Origin of the sequence: Pseudomonas sp. DC1.2, from assembly GCF_034351645.1 — a bacterium.
Classification (GTDB): domain Bacteria; phylum Pseudomonadota; class Gammaproteobacteria; order Pseudomonadales; family Pseudomonadaceae; genus Aquipseudomonas.
The window spans coordinates 2,064,443-2,083,174 of sequence record NZ_CP133782.1; the positions used below are offsets into that span (position 1 = coordinate 2,064,443).

Below are 18,732 nucleotides of genomic sequence, written 5' to 3' on the forward strand. Positions count from 1 at the left end.
ATGGTTGTCAGCATCGACGATAAGCGTCCCTGCCGAACCATTTACCTGCGTCCGACGTGTACTGTTCAGCTTCCATATCGTGGAGATCAGTTGATGATTTACGAAGGTAAAGCCATCACGGTTACGGCTCTTGAAAGTGGCATCGTCGAATTGAAATTCGACCTCAAGGGTGAGTCCGTCAACAAGTTCAACCGTCTAACCCTGAACGAACTGCGTCAGGCCGTAGACGCCATCAAGGCAGATGCTTCGATCAAAGGTGTGATCGTCAGCAGCGGCAAGGACGTATTCATCGTCGGCGCCGACATCACCGAATTTGTCGAAAACTTCAAGCTGCCTGATGCAGAGCTTGTTGCAGGCAACCTCGAAGCCAACAAGATTTTCAGCGATTTCGAAGACCTCGACGTCCCGACTGTTGCCGCGATCAACGGCATTGCCTTGGGTGGCGGTCTGGAGATGTGCTTGGCGGCAGATTTCCGCGTCATGTCCACCAAGGCCAAGATTGGTCTGCCAGAAGTTAAGCTGGGCATCTACCCAGGCTTCGGCGGTACTGTTCGTTTGCCGCGCCTCATCGGTGCCGATAACGCCATCGAGTGGATCGCCTCCGGTAAGGAAAACCGTCCTGAAGACGCGCTTAAAGTCGGCGCTGTGGATGCGGTGGTTGCACCTGAGAAGCTTCAGGAAGCGGCGCTTGAACTGGTCAAGCGCGCCATCTCCGGCGAGTTTGACTTCAAGGCCAAACGTCAGCCGAAGCTGGAAAAGTTGAGGCTGAATGCCATCGAACAAATGATGGCCTTTGAAACCGCCAAAGGGTTTGTAGCCGGTCAAGCTGGCCCGAACTACCCGGCGCCGGTCGAGGCGATCAAGACCATCCAGAAAGCCGCTAACTTCGGTCGTGACAAGGCGCTGGAAATCGAAGCCACCGGTTTCGTCAAGCTGGCCAAGACCTCTGCTGCCCAGAGCTTGATCGGTCTGTTTCTGAACGATCAGGAATTGAAGAAAAAGGCCAAGGCCTACGACGAGATCGCCAAAGATGTTAAGCAGGCTGCCGTACTGGGCGCTGGCATCATGGGTGGCGGTATTGCTTATCAGTCGGCCTCCAAAGGTACGCCGATCCTGATGAAAGACATCAACGAGCACGGTATTGAGCAGGGGCTGGCTGAAGCCGCCAAGCTGCTGGTCGGTCGCGTTGATAAGGGTCGTATGACCCCGGCGAAAATGGCCGAAGTGCTTAATGCCATTCGTCCAACCCTGTCCTACGGTGATTTCGGTCACGTGGATTTGGTGGTTGAAGCCGTTGTCGAGAACCCTAAGGTCAAGCAGGCTGTGCTGGCCGAAGTCGAAGACAATGTTAAAGAGGACACCATCCTCGCCTCGAATACCTCGACTATTTCCATTACTTTGTTGGCCAAAGCCCTCAAGCGTCCGGAAAACTTCGTCGGTATGCACTTCTTTAACCCGGTACACATGATGCCGTTGGTTGAAGTGATTCGCGGCGAGAAGTCCAGCGAGCTGGCTGTTGCCACCACCGTTGCCTACGCCAAGAAAATGGGCAAGAACCCGATCGTCGTTAACGATTGCCCGGGCTTCCTCGTCAACCGCGTGCTGTTCCCGTACTTCGGCGGCTTTGCCAAGCTGGTCAGCGCCGGTGTGGACTTTGTCCGTATCGATAAGGTCATGGAGAAATTCGGTTGGCCAATGGGCCCTGCATACCTGATGGACGTGGTCGGCATCGACACCGGCCACCACGGTCGTGACGTGATGGCTGAAGGCTTCCCGGACCGCATGAAAGACGACCGCCGCTCGGCCATCGACGTGCTCTACGAAGCCAAACGCCTGGGCCAGAAGAACGGCAAGGGTTTCTACGCTTACGAGGCCGACAAGAAAGGCAAGCAGAAGAAAGTCGCCGATCCGTCGGTGCTGGAAGTGCTCAAGCCTATCGTTTACGAGCAGCGCGAAGTCACTGACGAAGACATCATCAACTGGATGATGATCCCGCTGTGTCTGGAAACCGTGCGTTGCCTGGAAGATGGCATCGTCGAAACCGCCGCCGAAGCCGACATGGGTCTGGTCTACGGTATTGGTTTCCCTCCATTCCGTGGCGGTGCGCTGCGTTACATCGACTCGGTCGGTGTTGCAGAGTTCGTTGCCCTGGCTGACCAGTACGCTGATTTGGGCGCGCTGTACCACCCGACCGCAAAACTGCGTGAAATGGCCAAAACCGGCCAACGGTTCTTCGGTTAAGCGTCCCAACACTTGAGCGAGAGTGAAATTTTATGAGCTTGAATCCAAGAGACGTCGTGATTGTCGACTTCGGTCGTACTCCGATGGGCCGCTCCAAGGGCGGCATGCACCGCAACACCCGCGCCGAAGATATGTCGGCGCACCTGATCAGCAAATTGCTGGAACGCAACGTCAAGGTTGACCCGAACGAAGTCGAAGACGTGATCTGGGGCTGCGTAAACCAGACCCTGGAGCAGGGCTGGAACATCGCGCGAATGGCGTCCCTGATGACTCAGATTCCGCACACCGCTGCTGGCCAGACTGTCAGCCGTTTGTGTGGCTCGTCGATGAGCGCGCTGCACACAGCTGCGCAAGCGATCATGACCGGCAACGGTGACGTGTTCGTGGTGGGTGGCGTCGAGCATATGGGTCACGTGAGCATGATGCACGGTGTCGATCCGAACCCGCACATGTCCCTGTACGCGGCGAAAGCCTCGGGCATGATGGGCCTGACCGCTGAAATGCTGGGCAAAATGCACGGCATCACCCGCGAACAACAGGACGCTTTCGGCGTGCGCTCGCACCAGCTCGCTCACAAGGCGACCCTGGAAGGCAAGTTCAAAGACGAAATCATCCCGATGCAGGGCTACGACGAGAACGGTTTCCTGAAACTGTTCGACTACGACGAAACCATTCGTCCGGAAACTACCCTCGAAAGCCTGGCGGCTCTGAAGCCTGCTTTCAATCCAAAGGGCGGCACCGTCACAGCCGGTACTTCGTCGCAGATCACAGATGGTGCTTCGTGCATGATCGTAATGTCGGCGCAGCGTGCTCAAGACCTGGGTATTCAGCCTTTGGCAGTGATTCGTTCGATGGCAGTGGCAGGTGTGGACCCGGCGATCATGGGCTATGGTCCCGTACCTGCGACCCAAAAAGCACTGAAGCGCGCGGGCCTTGGCATCAACGACATCGACTTCTTCGAGCTCAACGAAGCTTTCGCCGCACAGGCACTGCCAGTGCTGAAAGATTTGAAAGTACTCGACAAGATGAACGAGAAGGTTAACCTGCACGGCGGCGCGATTGCCTTGGGTCACCCGTTTGGGTGCTCCGGTGCGCGTATCTCCGGCACGTTGCTGAACGTTATGAAGCAAAATGGCGGCACCTTCGGGGTGGCTACCATGTGCATTGGTCTCGGCCAAGGCATCTCCACCGTCTTCGAACGCGTTTAAGCGTCTCGTTGATGGAAGCCGGGGCCAAGTGCCCCGGTTTTTGTTTTTCTGAATTTATTTTTGTTTTTATTTTGAAAAGATTTGAGAGGGGGCCAACGCATGCCGATATCACCTGGGCTCTACCAACATTACAAAGGTCCGCAGTACCGTGTATTCAATGTTGCGCGGCACTCTGAGACCGAAGAAGAAGTGGTCTTCTATCAAGCCCTGTATGGCGATTACGGCTTTTGGGTGCGTCCCTTGAGTATGTTTCTGGAGTCGGTCGAGGTTGACGGCGAACAGGTCCCACGCTTTGCTTTGGTGCAAGCCGAACCGAGTCTTTTTTCCAGGCCATAAGGGGAGTGCGCGCAGAACCCTGTGCTTGACCTCACCTTGTAGCCACTATATATAGCGGTGCCGCGTCAGGCGCCAACCGCCTTTCACTTCTAGAATTCAGGAATTTTCTGATCCATGGGCAAATCGCTGGTCATTGTGGAATCCCCGGCTAAGGCCAAGACCATCAACAAGTATCTGGGTAACCAATACGTGGTGAAGTCGAGTATCGGCCATATCCGAGACCTGCCCACCAGCGGTTCGGCTAGCGCCAGCAAAGAGCCAGCCGCCAAGCGCGGCAAGGCTGCCGCGGGTGAAGGTCCGGTGCTCACGCCGAAAGAGAAGGCGCGCAAGCAGCTCGTCTCGCGCATGGGTGTCGATCCGGATCATGGCTGGAAAGCCAAGTACGAGATCCTCCCAGGCAAGGAAAAAGTTATAGAAGAGCTGCGCCGGCTCGCCAAAGATGCTGACATCATCTATCTCGCAACCGACTTGGATCGCGAGGGGGAAGCCATTGCCTGGCACCTGCGCGAAGCCATTGGTGGTGATGACAGCCGCTACAAGCGTGTGGTGTTCAACGAAATCACCAAGAAAGCGATCCAGGAAGCCTTCTCCAAACCGGGCGAGCTGGACATTAATCGTGTGAACGCTCAGCAGGCGCGTCGTTTTCTCGATCGTGTGGTCGGTTACATGGTGTCGCCGCTGCTGTGGGCCAAGGTCGCCCGCGGTTTGTCTGCCGGTCGTGTGCAATCGGTTGCGGTAAAACTGGTTGTTGACCGTGAGCGTGAAATTCGTGCGTTCAATCCCGAAGAATATTGGGAAATTCATGCCGATCTTGGTACTGCCAAGGGCTCCAAGGTGCGCTTCGACGTCGCGCGTCAGAAAGGCGAAGCCTTCAAGCCGCTCAACGAAGCTCATGCCATGGCAGCGCTGGAAAAGCTTAAGGCTTCCAGCTACAGCATCGTCAAGCGCGAAGATAAGCCGACCAGCAGCAAACCGTCGGCGCCGTTCATTACGTCCACGTTGCAACAGGCCGCCAGTAACCGCCTGGGCTTTGGCGTAAAGAAAACCATGATGATGGCCCAGCGCTTGTATGAAGCGGGCTACATCACTTATATGCGTACCGACTCCACCAACCTCTCGGCCGATGCCGTGACGATGGCGCGCGCTTATATTGAAGGTGAGTTCGGCAAGAAATACCTGCCGGAAGCTCCAAACATCTACAGCAGCAAGGAAGGTGCGCAAGAGGCTCACGAAGCGATTCGTCCTTCTGACGCCAGCACTGAGCCAAGCAAGCTGTCCGGCATGGAGCGTGATGCTGAGCGTCTATACGAACTCATCTGGCGCCAGTTCCTCGCTTGCCAGATGTTGCCCGCTCAGTACCTGTCAACTACCGTCACTGTGGCTGCCGGGGACTTTGAGCTGCGTGCCAAGGGCCGCATCCTGAAGTTCGACGGTTACACCCGCGTGATGCCGCAAATTGCTAAGCCCGGCGATGACGACGTGCTGCCGGACATGGCTCAGGGTGACGTGATGAAGCTGATCCAGCTTGATCCGACCCAGCACTTCACTAAGCCGCCTGCGCGTTACTCGGAAGCTAGCCTGGTCAAAGAAATGGAAAAACGCGGCATCGGTCGTCCTTCGACTTACGCTGCAATCATTTCGACGATCCAGGATCGCGGCTATGTGGCGCTGCATAATCGTCGTTTCTATTCGGAAAAAATGGGCGATATCGTCACCGAACGTTTAGCCGAAAGTTTTTCCAATCTGATGGACTACGGCTTCACCGCGGGCATGGAAGAAAACCTCGATGACGTGGCTCAGGGTGAGCGCGACTGGAAAAACGTGCTCGACGAGTTCTATGGCGACTTCAAGAAAAAACTTGAAGTAGCCGAAAGCGCCGAAGGTGGAATGCGCGCCAACCAGCCGGTCATGACCGATATTCCGTGTGTGTTATGTGGCCGTCCGATGCAGATTCGTACCGCATCGACTGGCGTTTTCCTTGGTTGCTCGGGCTACAGCCTGCCGCCAAAAGAGCGCTGCAAAGCCACCGTTAACCTGGTGCCGGGCGATGAGATCGCAGCGGATGACGAAGGCGAGTCGGAATCCTTGGTTTTACGTGGTAAGCATCGTTGCTCGATCTGCAGCACAGCGATGGACGCTTACCTGCTGGATGAGAAGCGCAAGTTGCATATTTGCGGTAACAATCCGGATTGCTCGGGCTATGAAATCGAAGAGGGCACTTACCGTATTAAAGGCTACGAAGGTCCAAGCCTGGAATGCGACAAGTGCGGCAGCGAGATGCAACTCAAGACTGGCCGTTTCGGCAAGTTCTTCGGCTGCACCAACGCTACATGCAAGAACACCCGCAAACTGCTGAAAAGTGGTGATGCGGCGCCACCGAAGATGGACCCGGTGAAGATGCCTGAGCTGAAGTGCGAAAAGGTCAACGACACTTACATTCTGCGCGACGGCGCATCCGGCTTGTTCTTGGCTGCTAGCCAATTCCCAAAAAACCGCGAGACCCGTGCTCCGCTGGTGATCGAGATCGTTCCGCACAAGGATGAGATTGATCCGAAGTACCACTTCCTCTGTGAAGCACCTAAGAAAGATCCTGATGGCTTGCCTTCTGTGATCCGTTACAGCCGTAAGACGAAAGAGCAGTACGTGCAGACAGAGGTCGATGGTAAGCCGACTGGCTGGAAAGCGTATTACGATGGTGGCAAGTGGACAGTTGAAGACAAACGTCCTGCAGCCAAGGCTTAATAGCGGCTGTACACAAAAGACCGCATGATGATCCTCGGATTTTCATGCGGTCTTTTCTTTTGGGCTTGCGGTCAGCTTGGGTGATCCACGACACTGCTTTCTCTGTGTGAAGCAATTATTTCGCTGTGGAGGCTGCCGTCATGGCCCACGAACTCTATACCCGCACTAATCAGAAGATTTATTTCGCCGGTCTGTCGCTGGAAGCGCTAGCCAAAGCAGAGGATGGGCGGGCGATGAACTCCTTGGCGCTGATTCAGGCAGGGCGCGAGTCGTCTCTGTTTCACCTGTACGGCGCTTTGCTGGGGCTCTGTCATGAAATCGCCGGCTTCTATCGCTTACCTCAGGCTAATGCGCCACGGGCAGAGATGCTGCTGACCCGCGACGTGCTAGACGCTATTGCCATTCCGGAAATGGCCGAAATGGTTGAGTTGGCAGGCAATTCGGAAACGTGGCTGGCTAAATTGCTGGCGGCCCATGCCGCGTTGTTTCAGCCTCCGCGGATGCCCCGAAAACCTAAGGGCGATGTGATGCAGCCGTTGATTTTTGCAGTGAATCTTGATGGGGCGCAAGAGCTTGAAGAGCTTGGTCGTGAAGAGTTGGAGAGCTGGCGTCAGAACCTCAAAGCGTTGGCGATTCGCTTTCGTGAAGGGTTAAACGAGTGCTGAGGAATTAGGTGAGTGATGGATGGTCCTACAGGTCTCTTCGTTCAAGGATGAGCATTGTGGGATCTTTCTTCGACATGACAGCTGGTCAAGATCCTGAGCGAAGCCTGATCAATGCCTATATAATCCTCGCCTTTCGTGGAGAACAGATTTTTATGCCAACGTCTTTTCTAGAAATTGTTGAGTTGCCAGACGGCCGAATTGAGCTGCGCAGGGCCGAGGACGAGGGTTCTCTGGTTACTTTGAATTTCTCCGAGGATGCCAAAGCGTTCTTGCAGGGGCGGCACGTAGAAGTCGCCAAGGCGATGTTGAGTGTTGGTGTGCAGATGGCAGGGCGTCTTGTTGAAGGTGAACTCAACAAGGAAGACGGGCCGCACGTTCTCCATTAACGCCGCTAGTTTTAGCGCAAACCGCTACAGATCGGCTTCTCTATCCTTGGAGAAGCCCTGCGCTGTTTAAAGCGCGTCGTTAGCCCAGCCGAATATTCAGGCTCTGAGCATCCCCGGAGCGAGCCGCGTTGATCAACTGTTGACGTGAGGTGCTGTTCAATGGGTTGATCCAACTGACGACAGTATGGCTACGACCCAATCGCAGGGCCTCACAGGCCAGCTGTTGAGCACTCTGGGTGCCTCGCGGGTGAAGCAAAAGAATACGTTCGCGATTCAGTCCTGCATCTCTTAACCACGTTTGGGTGAGGCTGGCGGGTGGCGCGATCAGTGTTAGCCAGCGAGCGTCTTGATCCTGGCTCAACTCCCTGAGAATCGGCGCTAGAAGGTTCAAGCAGTTCTCGGTCGCGCCACGCAGTGACAGCTCGCTGAAGACCTCGGGCTCGGCGCTCCAGGGCGATTCGACCGCGTCCTTCAGCGTCGGCGCCAGTGGCTGTGCCATGAACACCTCGAACAACGGGAGTTGGGCTTGCTGTGATGTGTGTGGGAACTGCATAAAGCCTCCTTTTAGCGGCGAATCACGCCGACACTCAAGCCTTCGATCACCAGTTCCTGATCTTTCAGGTTAACTTCGATAGGGGCGAACTCGGGGTTTTCGGCAATCAGCCAGACCTTGTTACCGTCTCTCTTGAAGCGTTTGACAGTAACTTCGTCGCCAATGCGCGCTACCACGATTTGGCCGTTGCGCGCCTCTCGGGTGGTATGCACTGCCAGCAGATCACCGTCGAAGATGCCCACGTCCTTCATGCTCATGCCATGAACCCGCAGAAGATAATCTGCGCGGGGATGGAAGAAGGTAGGGTTGATGTTGCAGGATTCCTCGATGTGTTGCTGGGCCAGGATCGGCGCGCCGGCAGCTACTCGGCCGATGATCGGCAACGTGGATTCGTCGGTTTTGGCTTCGAATCCAGGAATACGGATACCGCGGGATGCTCCGGGGGTCATCTCGATAGCGCCCTTGCGGGCCAGGGCCTTGAGATGTTCTTCCGCCGCATTGGGCGACTTGAAGCCCAGCTCCAGGGCGATTTCCGCACGTGTCGGCGGGTAGCCATTGTCTTCTAGGCAGCGTTTGATGAAGGCCAGAATCTCTGCTTGGCGTGGCGTCAGCTTTAGCATATTGATCGCTCTGTCTTTTTATACAGTGACTGGGATTATATACAGTGAACTGCGCTTGGCAATGCCCCTTTTTTTGGCTGCCGCCGGACGGTGCGCTGGCCCTCTGATTAACGTGGCTCACTTGTATGGTTAAATAGCTGACCGACCATTCCCAAAACGAACAGCCAGGCTTGACAATGCACAGGCTGAAACGTATGTTTCAAACAAGTGTTTGTCAGGCGGAGTACCCATGGCCCAGTCGGAAACCGTTGAACGCATTCTTGATGCTGCCGAGCAGTTGTTCGCGGAAAAAGGTTTTGCTGAAACCTCGTTGCGTCTGATTACCAGCAAGGCGGGTGTCAACCTGGCCGCGGTGAACTATCACTTCGGGTCGAAGAAGGCGCTCATTCAGGCCGTTTTCTCGCGCTTCCTCGGGCCTTTCTGCCTCAGCCTCGATAAGGAGCTGGAGCGGCGTCAGGCCAAGCCCGAGAACAAGCCAACGCTCGAAGAGTTGTTGGAAATCCTTGTTGAGCAAGCCTTGGTGGTGCAGCCACGCAGTGGCAACGATCTGTCGATTTTCATGCGTTTGCTGGGTTTGGCCTTCAGCCAGAGCCAAGGTCACCTGCGCCGTTATCTGGAGGATATGTATGGCAGAGTGTTCCGCCGCTACATGATGCTGGTTAACGAAGCCGCGCCGCGTATTCCACCGATCGAGTTGTTTTGGCGTGTGCATTTCATGCTTGGCGCTGCAGCCTTCAGCATGTCGGGGATCAAGGCCCTGCGCGCAATCGCCGAGACTGATTTCGGTGTTAACAGCTCCATTGAACAAGTCATGCGTCTGATGGTGCCGTTTCTGGCAGCGGGCATGCGTGCTGAAACCGGTGTCACCGACTCGACAATGGCCTCTGCGCAATTGCGTCCGCGCAGTAAAACGGCTCAGGTGGCCGCCAAAGTTTAACCGCTCACGGGTGGGCGCGGCAGCTGACATCCGTTAAGCTAGCCGCCCATGCCGATCCTCGTTCTGAACCTGTTATCCAAATCTAATGTCGACCTGCCGGGCCTCGCCCATGGCAGCCAATGGGCGTGCTTCGGGTTAATTGTTTTAAAGGAATATCTATGACTGCTGGCCTGCAGGGCTCGTTGATGGTGGACGTCGCCGGTACTTGGCTGACGGCCGAGGATCGTCAATTGTTGCGTCAGCCGGAAGTGGGCGGTCTGATCATTTTTGCTCGTAACATCGAGCACCCGCGCCAAGTGCGTGAGCTGAGCGCTGCGATCCGCGCGATTCGTCCTGAGTTGTTATTGGCGGTGGACCAAGAGGGCGGTCGGGTTCAACGTCTGCGTCAGGGCTTCGTGCGACTGCCGGCCATGCGTGCCATCGCCGACAATCCCAATGCCGAATACCTGGCCGAGCAGTGTGGCTGGATCATGGCCACCGAAGTCCTCGCGGTGGGCTTGGACTTGAGCTTCGCTCCGGTGCTGGATCTGGATTACCAACGCAGCGCCGTTGTCGGCACGCGTTCGTTCGAAGGCGATCCCGAGCGAGCGGCGTTGCTGGCTGGCGCCTTTATTCGCGGCATGAACAGTGCCGGCATGGCCGCTACTGGCAAGCACTTCCCGGGTCACGGTTGGGCTGAGGCTGACTCCCATGTCGCCATTCCCAATGATGAACGCAGCCTCGACGAGATCCGCGCCAAGGATCTGGTGCCGTTCGCTCGATTGAGCAAGCAACTGTCTGCCGTCATGCCGGCCCACGTCATTTACCCGCAAGTTGATTCTCAGCCAGCTGGCTTTTCCCGTCGCTGGTTGCAGGAGATCCTGCGTGGCGAATTGAAGTTTGATGGCGTGATTTTTAGCGACGATCTGTCCATGGCCGGTGCCCATGTGGTTGGCGACGCTGCCAGCCGTATCGAGGCGGCGCTGACGGCGGGGTGCGACATGGGGCTGGTGTGCAACGATCGCGCCGCGGCTGAATTGGCACTGACTGCCGCCCAGCGGATGAAGGTCAAGCCATCGCCGCGTATCGCGCGGATGCGAGGCCAGTCGTTTGCCGGCACCGAATACCGTCAAGACCCGCGCTGGCTCAACGCCGTCGGTGCGCTCAAAGAAGCTCAACTGATTGATTAAGGACTTTACGTTATGACGGTTTACGCGATTATCGGCGGCACCGGCCTGACTCAACTCGAAGGCCTGAACATTCGTCAGTCCTTGGCAGTGGACACACCCTACGGCCCGCCTTCGGCTGAAGTGCAGATCGGTGAATACGCCGGCAAAGAAGTCCTGTTCCTTGCGCGCCACGGGCATCCTCACCGTTTTCCACCGCACCAGGTGAATTACCGTGCCAACCTTTGGGCCCTGAAGCAGGCTGGAGCCGAAGCGATTGTCGCGGTCAATGCTGTGGGTGGGATTCATGCCGCGATGGGTACGGGGCATTTCTGTGTGCCTCATCAACTGATCGACTACACCAGTGGCCGCGAGCACACGTACTTCGCCGATGACCTGGAGCACGTCACGCACATCGATTTCAGCTACCCCTACAGCGAGCTACTGCGTCAGCAGTTAATTGCGGCGTTGGTCGCTGAGGGTGTGAGCTACAGCTCTCATGGTGTTTACGCCTGTACACAAGGGCCACGCCTGGAGACCGTTGCGGAAATCGCCAGACTGGAGCGTGACGGCTGCGACATCGTTGGCATGACCGGTATGCCAGAAGCAGCGCTGGCTCGTGAGCTGGAGTTGGATTACGCCTGTCTGGCGTTAGTGGTGAACCCGGCAGCGGGAAAGTCGACGGCGGTGATCACCATGGCCGAGATCGAGCAGGCATTGCGCGACGGTATGGGCAAAGTGAAGTCGACGTTGGCGCGGGTGTTGGTGGGTTGATTGTCAGTTGCCAGATAGAAGTGTCTGGCTGCCTCACGATTCACTGATAATTGAGGCGCATTGATTTCAACATCGCGATAGTCGAGCAACTTCAGGCCGGCTCTCACATTTGATCTTGGTCGGTTACAACGTTTGTGTGTGCCGAAGATTTCCTGTGAGAGCGGGCTTGCCCGCGAAGGCGATCTAACAGGCGCAGCACTCTCAGCGCTTCTCCTGCTTATCCGGCAATGGCGCAAACAAGGCCTCGATATCATCACTCTGCAACTTCCAGTCTCCGGTCTTGCGCCCATCCAGGACGCCGGCCGCGAGGTCGGATTTTTCCTTTTGCAGGTGCTGAATCTTCTCTTCCACCGTGCCTCGGGCAATCATCTTGTAGACGAATACGGGCTTCTCCTGGCCGATGCGATACGCCCGGTCGGTCGCCTGGTTTTCCGTCGCCGGGTTCCACCATGGGTCGTAGTGAATCACTGTGTCCGCTTCCGTCAAGTTCAAGCCCACGCCACCAGCCTTCAGGCTGATCAGAAAGATCTGACGTTTGCCGCTCTGGAAGTCTTTGACCGGCGCACGTCGATCCCGGGTCTGGCCGGTCAATAGCGCGTATTCAATCCCGCGCTTTTTCAGCTCATCCTCAATCAGCGACAGCATTGAGGTGAACTGCGAGAACAATAGGATTCGCCGACCTTCCTCAAACAGTTCCTCAAGCATTGCCATCAGGCTATCCAGCTTGCCCGACGTGCTGCCGCGAGTCGGCAGAACAGCGTCGTTGACCAAGCGCAAGTCGCAGCACACCTGACGCAACTTCAGGAGTGCCTCAAGAATGATGATCTGGCTGCGTGCCACGCCCTTGCGGGTAATTTCATCTCGGACTTTTTTGTCCATGGCCAGGCGCATGGTTTCGTACACATCGTGCTGGGCTTCGTTGAGTTCGACCCAGTGGATGATTTCAGTCTTCGGTGGTAATTCTGTCGCTACCTGTTCCTTGGTCCTGCGCAGCAGAAACGGTTTGATCCGGCCGTTAAGGTGTTGAAGTCTGACGTTGCTGCCGCGCTTTTCAATGGGGACGCGGTAATCGCGGTTGAAGCTTTTTACATCGCCGAGCCAGCCAGGCAGCAGGAAGTGGAACAGCGACCAGAGTTCACCCAAGTGATTTTCCAGCGGTGTGCCACTGAGGCACAGGCGCTGGCGTGCATTCAGTTCACGGGCCGCTTGAGCGGCCTTACTGTTGGGATTTTTGATGTACTGCGCTTCATCCAGTACCAGCACGTGCAGGGGCTGTGCGGCGAGGCGCTCAATGTCCTTGGGTAAGAGTGCATACGTGGTCAGGATCAGGTCGTAATCGGCTAGCTGTTCGAAGTGCTTTTTTCGGCTGGCGCCATACAGCGCCAATACATTGAGCTGTGGCGTAAAGTGCGCAGCTTCGTCAAGCCAGTTGGGGATCAGGCTGGTAGGCATCACCACCATGCAAGGTCGATCAAGGCGTCCAGCTATTTTCTCGCTCAGAATATGCGCCAGCGTTTGTAGGGTTTTGCCCAGTCCCATGTCGTCCGCGAGAATACCGCCGACCTCCAGTTGCCGCAGTGATTGCATCCAGCTCAAGCCTTCCAACTGATAAGGGCGCAATGTCGCGTTCAACCCTTGCGGTGCTGTGGCGCTGACATCCTTGATGTCGCGCAGGCGTTGAGCGAGCGTGCGAATCTGCTCTCCACCTTCCCAAAGCAATGGCATGCCTTCCAGCGGATTCAATCGGATGGCATCGGCCTTGCTAAGCCGCAGCGTCGTTTCTCCGGGCCCTTGCAGGTAAAACTCACCGAGAGTGGCGAGTACCGGTTTCAGTCGGCCGAAGGGCAGGGCGACCTGTAATGGACCGTATTCGGAGTTTGGACGGTTGGGGAGGTTCACCAGAATCAGCTCGTCGTCGCGACGTCGAGCCAAGCGTTCCGGGTTGAGGATTTCAGTGTGCGAGCGCATCAGGTTCAACAGGATCGGCAGTAGGCTTAGCCGCTCACCATTGACGATGATCCCCAGTTCCAGGTCGAACCAGTCCCGATCCGGCGCTTGCTCGACGGTGGCGTACCAGTCGTCCACAGCGGTCAGGTCAAAACCGAATTCTTCGTCGATCTGCAGCTCCCAGCCTTGGGTGCGTAGCTTCGGCAGTTCATTGAGTGTGAACGTCAGCCAGGCGCTGTCGTTGACCATCTCAAAGAGTTCGCCGGCGCTCTCCGCAAGCGCCTTGCTTTGTCGGGTGGCAACTCTGAAACCGAGGATTCGTAGTTGTTCTCTGTAGGACTGTTCGACTTCGGGCTGGCGTTTTATTCGCAGCGTCTGGGTTTCCTGACGAATCAGGAGGTCTGTGTTTTTCTGACCGCTGACGTAGTTATCCAGATAGCTGAAAGACAGCGCCGCGCGATGCTGGATGTAACGCTGCATCTTGCCGTTGCGTGGTTCGAACGCACTGAACTCAACGCTCGCCAGCCACAGGCGTGGCATCGGTTGTACGTTATCCATAAGCACTTGAGGCGGCGCTTTGGGGCTGCGGTTTTCAAGGACGGCCGAGAGTCTTTCCAGCAGTTGTGCATCTTTTGCCGCCGCCGGATAGTCGAGTGTTTCCTGGACTTGCAGCAGCACGGCCGCGCAATGTTTGCAGTTGCTGTGGACCGGACAGGTGCAGGTCGCATCGATCATCAGCAAGGTGTTTTTGGCTGACTCGCGCAGGCGAATGGTTTGACGATAAACGTTACCGCCCGAACCTTCGCAACTGGCCGTAATCGTGGCGTCACCGACTTCGACAAACCTGACTCGATTTTCCAGGGCGTAGCGACGGCCACGCTCCAGGCTCTGTTCCTTGAATCGGCTGACCCAGGAAGGCGCCAGGGGTTTGCTCAGGGTCGGGGGCATAAGGACTTCAGTCAGTCCGGAATTTCTTCAGGGGTTGGTCGAGGCGCAGGCGCAGTCAGCGACGTGATTTTTATCAGCAGACCGAGATGGCCGTTGTCGAGGAAATTCAGTTGGCCGTTCTTGGTGTGGCTTTCCTGCTTGAGGCGTTCGCTGGCGGTGACCAGGCCGTTGGCGTCGATCTGATTGACCCAGAAGTCGGCGTCAACGTCGGTAAAGCGCCCGAGCGTCAGGTTCAGCGTGCCCTCGATCGGGAACTGGCCAAACTGCTCCGCACCGTCGCTGATCGCGATTTTACTCGCCGCTTCCCCGAGGTTCTGCTGCCAGGCCTTGTGCAGCAATACGGTGTAGTCGGCGTTGGCGGTGAGTTTCTCCACTTCGCCACTGAGGCTCGGCGTGCGCAGGTCATCCGGTTTGATGCGTTGTGCGCCGGCCGCCCAATCTTCCGGTGCGGCGCGACTGACGATCGCAGGCACGGCGTTTTGCCGGACCAGGATCATTTCAACCTGATACTTATCATCAGCAAATGCCGAAGGAGCGACCAGCGTCAACAACAAAGTCAGTGAGCAAAACAGGCGCATGCGGCGTCCTTCAAGCAGTTTTCGGGAGGAGGCGCTCGAACAGTGCCTCTACAGTATTAAAGCGCTCTTCCGGACGCTCCATCGGCACCATGAATTTAAACATCGTCGCGCCTTCGAATTTATAGCGTTTGGGTTGGCTCTGGATCAGTTTGATCAGTGTTAACGGGTCAACCGGGGTCTGTGCCGCGAACTCGATTCGACCCCCTTGCGGCCCGCCGTCGACTTTCTTGATGCCCAGCAGTTCGGCTTGCAGTTTTAGCGCCGTCATGCGGATCAGATTTTTGGTTGGCTCTGGCAGCAGTCCAAACCGGTCAATCATCTCCACTTGCAGGTCCTTGAGGCTTTCTTCATCGGCGGCAGAGGCGATGCGTTTATACAGAATCAGTCGAGCATGAACATCCGGCAGGTAGGCTTCGGGGATCAATGCGGGTACGCGCAAATTGACTTCCGGGCCACCGCCCAGCGGTTGATCGAGGTTTGGCTGCTCACCTTTGCGGATCGACTTCACCGCGCGTTCGAGCATTTCCATGTACAGCGTGAAGCCCACCGCTTGAATTTGTCCGCTCTGACCATCGCCCAGCAACTCGCCGGCGCCACGGATTTCCAGGTCGTTGGTGGCGAGCACGAAGCCCGCGCCGAGGTCCTGGGTGTTGGCGATCGCTTCCAGACGCTTTTCCGCGTCTGGCGTGATTTGCTGGCGTGGCGGTGTCAGCAGGTACGCGTAGGCCTGGTGGTGACTGCGACCGACCCGACCGCGCAACTGGTGCAGCTGCGCCAGGCCGAATTTGTCGGCGCGTTCGATGATGATGGTGTTGGCGCTCGGCACGTCAATACCGGTCTCGATGATGGTCGAGGCGATCAGCACATTGAACCGCTTGTGGTAGAAGTCGCTCATCACCTGTTCGAGTTCGCGTTCGCGCATCTGCCCGTGGCCAATGCCGATCCGCGCCTCCGGCACCAGTTCGGCGAGGTCGGCGGCGCACTTCTCGATTGTCTTCACATCGTTGTGCAGGTAGTAAACCTGACCACCGCGCAGCAGCTCACGCAGCAGTGCCTCTTTGACCGTGCTCTTGTTGTGCTCCATGACGAACGTGCGCACCGACAGGCGACGTGCCGGCGGCGTGGCGATGATCGACAGGTCGCGCATGCCTGATACCGCCATGTTCAGCGTGCGCGGAATCGGTGTGGCTGTCAGCGTGAGGATGTCGACTTCACTGCGCAGAGCCTTGAGCTGTTCCTTCTGGCGGACCCCGAAGCGGTGCTCTTCGTCGATGATCACCAGCCCGAGGTTTTTGATCTTCACATCGTCGGACAGCAATTTGTGGGTGCCGATAACGATGTCGATTTTGCCTTCGGCCAGGTCCGCGATGGCGGCATTCACTTCCTTGGTCGACTTGAAGCGGCTCATCACTTCCACGCTGACCGGCCAGTCGGCGAAGCGGTCGCGGAAGCTGTTGTAGTGTTGCTGGGCGAGCAGGGTGGTTGGCACCAGAATCGCTACTTGACGACCGCCGTGTACCGCGATGAACGCTGCGCGCATCGCCACTTCGGTCTTGCCGAAACCGACGTCGCCGCAGACCAGTCGGTCCATCGGTTTGGGGGCGAGCATGTCGGCGCGCACGGCGTCAATCGTGGTTTGCTGATCCGGCGTCTCTTCGAACGGGAAGCCCGCACTGAAGGTCGCGTAATCAGCTTTCGGATCTTCAAAGGCATGCCCTTCGCGAGCGGCGCGGCGGGCATAGATATCGAGCAGCTCGGCGGCTACGTCACGCACCTGTTCGGCGGCTTTGCGTTTGGCTTTTTGCCACGTCTCGGAACCCAGGCGGTGCAGCGGAGCCAACGCATCGTCGCTGCCGGTGTAGCGAGCGATCAGGTGTAAGTTGGCCACCGGCACATACAGCTTCGCGCCTTCGGCGTATTGCAGGGTCAGGAATTCGGCGGCCTGATCGTCGATTTCCAGAGTCGCCAGGCCCAAGTAGCGGCCGACGCCGTGATCGATGTGTACCACCGGAGCGCCTTCACGCAGTTCGGTGAGGTTTTTGATCACCGCATCGTTGTTGCCATCGGCGCGTTTTTCACGACGCCGGCGCTGCATTACGCGTTGGCCGAACAACGGGCTTTCAGCAATCAGAGCCAGGTTCGGATCGTCCAGCAGAAGGCCTTCATCCAGCGGTGCAATGGTGATCGCCAGGCGATCCTTGCTCGCGAGAAAATCCGGCCAGCTGTCGACGGTTTTCGGTCGCAGTTTCAGGCGTTCGAGCAATTCCAGCAGCACTTCACGACGGCCCGCGGACTCTGCGGTAAACAGCACTCGCCCGGTGAATTCGTCGAGGAAACCGGCCAGCGCCGCCAGCGGTTGAGTGGCCTTGGCTTCGATGGCCAGGTTCGGCAGTGGCTGAGCCGGGAAGCGCTCGCGCCCGACGCCGGTTTCAACGTCTTGTTGGCTGGCCACCACGCGCGGCCAGCTTTTCAGGCGCGCGAAGCAATCCTCCACCGGCAGGAACAGCTCTGCGGGTGGTAATAAAGGACGCGAAGGATCGACGCGGCGCTCCTCATAGCGATTGCGCACGTCGTTCCAGAAGTTCTCTGCCGCCTGCTCGATGCCAGGCAGGGAAAACACTTGGGTGTCTTGCGGCAGGTAGTCGAAGAGCGTCGAGGTTTCGTCGAAGAACAGCGGCAAGTAGTACTCGATACCTGCAGGTGTAATCCCACTGCTTAAGTCCTGGAAGATCGGGCAACGACGGAAATCGACATCGAAGCGCTCACGGAAGCGCGCCTTGAAACGTGTGACCGCATCCTTTTGCAGCGGAAACTCCCGCGCCGGCAGTAGGCGAACGGTGTCGACCTTGTCGATGGAGCGCTGGCTGTCAGGATCGAAGGTGCGCAGGGTCTCGATTTCGTCGTCGAACAGGTCGATCCTGAACGGCAGTTTACTGCCCATCGGGAACAGATCGATCAATGAGCCGCGGACGGTGAATTCGCCGTGCTCGTACACCGTATCGACGTAGCGATAGCCGCTGGCTTCAAGCCGGGTGCGCATCTGCTCGACGTCGAGTTTCTGGCCGACGTCCAGGACCAGGCTGCTGCCGAGCAGGAATCGGGTTGGCGCCAGGCGATGCAGGGCGGTGGTGATCGGCACGACCAGAACGCCATGGCTCAGCTCCGGTAGCCGATAAAGGCTGGCGATGCGCTGGGAAATGATGTCCTGGTGCGGCGAGAACAGGTCGTAGGGCAGGGTTTCCCAGTCCGGGAAATGCAGCACAGGCAAATCCGGGGCAAAGAAACTCAGCTCCTGTTCGAGCCGTTCGGCACTTTGGCTGTCGGCGGTCAGTAGCAGGGTAAAGCGCTTGGCAGCGCTGGCGGCCTCGGCAATAGCCAGGCTCAGGGCGGCACCGGGCAGATTGCCCCAGTGCTGTTTACCTGCAGCGGCAGGGAGATGCGGTAGACGCAGAACAGGCACGGAAGGTTGAGCTCCAAGCGTTGCGACAAAGTCGGCAATTGTAGCGGCCCGAGGTGCCGGCTGTCAGTTGCAGACTGTGTCTATTAAGCAGATTTGGCGAAATGTAGTGGTAATGACAAAAACCGGCGGTTTTTTACTGATAATTGGCAAAAATGTAGTGCCAAAAACGTTATGTGTTTCGGAGGGTTACGG

General features: G+C 57.2%; 14 protein-coding genes. 9 read left to right on the forward strand and 5 right to left on the reverse strand.

Annotation, left to right across the window (positions count from 1 at the left end):
* The first annotated feature begins 93 nt into the window (after positions 1–93).
* The 6 genes from fadB (at position 94) to RHM68_RS09400 (ending at position 7,578) form a co-directional block, all read left to right on the forward strand.
* Entirely contained in the window at positions 94–2,241 is a 2,148-nt protein-coding gene (gene fadB / locus RHM68_RS09375; RefSeq protein WP_322222203.1) for a fatty acid oxidation complex subunit alpha FadB, read from the forward strand.
* A 32-nt stretch (positions 2,242–2,273) separates the two neighbouring features.
* Positions 2,274–3,449: an acetyl-CoA C-acyltransferase FadA gene (gene fadA, locus RHM68_RS09380; protein ID WP_010456360.1), complete on the forward strand. Its 1,176-nt coding sequence runs from the start codon at positions 2,274–2,276 to the stop codon at positions 3,447–3,449.
* 99 nt (positions 3,450–3,548) lie between these two features.
* Positions 3,549–3,785: a DUF1653 domain-containing protein gene (locus RHM68_RS09385; protein WP_322222205.1), complete on the forward strand. Its 237-nt coding sequence runs from the start codon at positions 3,549–3,551 to the stop codon at positions 3,783–3,785.
* A 114-nt stretch (positions 3,786–3,899) separates the two neighbouring features.
* Positions 3,900–6,527, forward strand: coding sequence for a type I DNA topoisomerase (gene topA / locus RHM68_RS09390; RefSeq protein WP_322222208.1), 2,628 nt, complete (start codon positions 3,900–3,902; stop codon positions 6,525–6,527).
* Between the two features lie 140 nt (positions 6,528–6,667).
* Entirely contained in the window at positions 6,668–7,192 is a 525-nt protein-coding gene (locus RHM68_RS09395; RefSeq protein ID WP_322222210.1) for a DUF6586 family protein, read from the forward strand.
* 152 nt (positions 7,193–7,344) lie between these two features.
* Positions 7,345–7,578, forward strand: a complete 234-nt coding sequence (locus tag RHM68_RS09400; RefSeq protein ID WP_322223743.1) for a hypothetical protein — start codon at positions 7,345–7,347, stop codon at positions 7,576–7,578.
* Between the two features lie 79 nt (positions 7,579–7,657).
* On the opposite strand, the gene sulA is transcribed toward RHM68_RS09400, so the two are convergent.
* Together sulA and lexA are read right to left on the reverse strand one after the other, a co-directional pair.
* Entirely contained in the window at positions 7,658–8,131 is a 474-nt protein-coding gene (gene sulA, locus RHM68_RS09405; protein ID WP_322222213.1) for an SOS-induced cell division inhibitor SulA, read from the reverse strand.
* A gap of 11 nt (positions 8,132–8,142) precedes the next feature.
* Positions 8,143–8,751, reverse strand: coding sequence for a transcriptional repressor LexA (lexA, locus tag RHM68_RS09410; protein WP_322222216.1), 609 nt, complete (start codon positions 8,749–8,751; stop codon positions 8,143–8,145).
* A 229-nt stretch (positions 8,752–8,980) separates the two neighbouring features.
* Here lexA and RHM68_RS09415 point away from each other — a divergent pair, with 229 nt between their 5' ends.
* The 3 genes from RHM68_RS09415 to RHM68_RS09425 all read left to right on the forward strand — a co-directional run bounded on the left by RHM68_RS09415 (position 8,981) and on the right by RHM68_RS09425 (position 11,607).
* Positions 8,981–9,688, forward strand: a complete 708-nt coding sequence (locus RHM68_RS09415; RefSeq protein WP_322222218.1) for a TetR/AcrR family transcriptional regulator — start codon at positions 8,981–8,983, stop codon at positions 9,686–9,688.
* Between the two features lie 170 nt (positions 9,689–9,858).
* Positions 9,859–10,857 (forward strand): beta-N-acetylhexosaminidase, encoded by a 999-nt coding sequence (gene nagZ, locus RHM68_RS09420; protein WP_322223745.1) that lies wholly within the window; start codon positions 9,859–9,861, stop codon positions 10,855–10,857.
* Positions 10,858–10,869: 12 nt separating this feature from the next.
* The gene (locus RHM68_RS09425) at positions 10,870–11,607 is read left to right on the forward strand and encodes an S-methyl-5'-thioinosine phosphorylase (RefSeq protein ID WP_322222221.1); all 738 of its coding nucleotides are present in this window, start codon (positions 10,870–10,872) and stop codon (positions 11,605–11,607) included.
* Between the two features lie 201 nt (positions 11,608–11,808).
* Here RHM68_RS09425 and RHM68_RS09430 read toward each other — a convergent pair whose 3' ends face one another.
* Genes RHM68_RS09430 through mfd form a run of 3 tightly spaced genes read right to left on the reverse strand, consistent with a single transcriptional unit; the run spans position 11,809 to position 18,540 of the window.
* On the reverse strand, positions 11,809–14,502 hold the full coding sequence (locus tag RHM68_RS09430) for a DEAD/DEAH box helicase (RefSeq protein ID WP_322222225.1): 2,694 nt from the start codon (positions 14,500–14,502) through the stop codon (positions 11,809–11,811).
* Between the two features lie 11 nt (positions 14,503–14,513).
* Complete coding sequence (locus RHM68_RS09435; protein WP_322222228.1) at positions 14,514–15,080, reverse strand: CsiV family protein; 567 nt, start codon at positions 15,078–15,080, stop codon at positions 14,514–14,516.
* Positions 15,081–15,090: 10 nt separating this feature from the next.
* A complete protein-coding gene (gene mfd, locus RHM68_RS09440; RefSeq protein WP_322222231.1) occupies positions 15,091–18,540 on the reverse strand; it encodes a transcription-repair coupling factor in 3,450 nt (1,149 codons plus the stop codon).
* Positions 18,541–18,732: the final 192 nt, after the last annotated feature.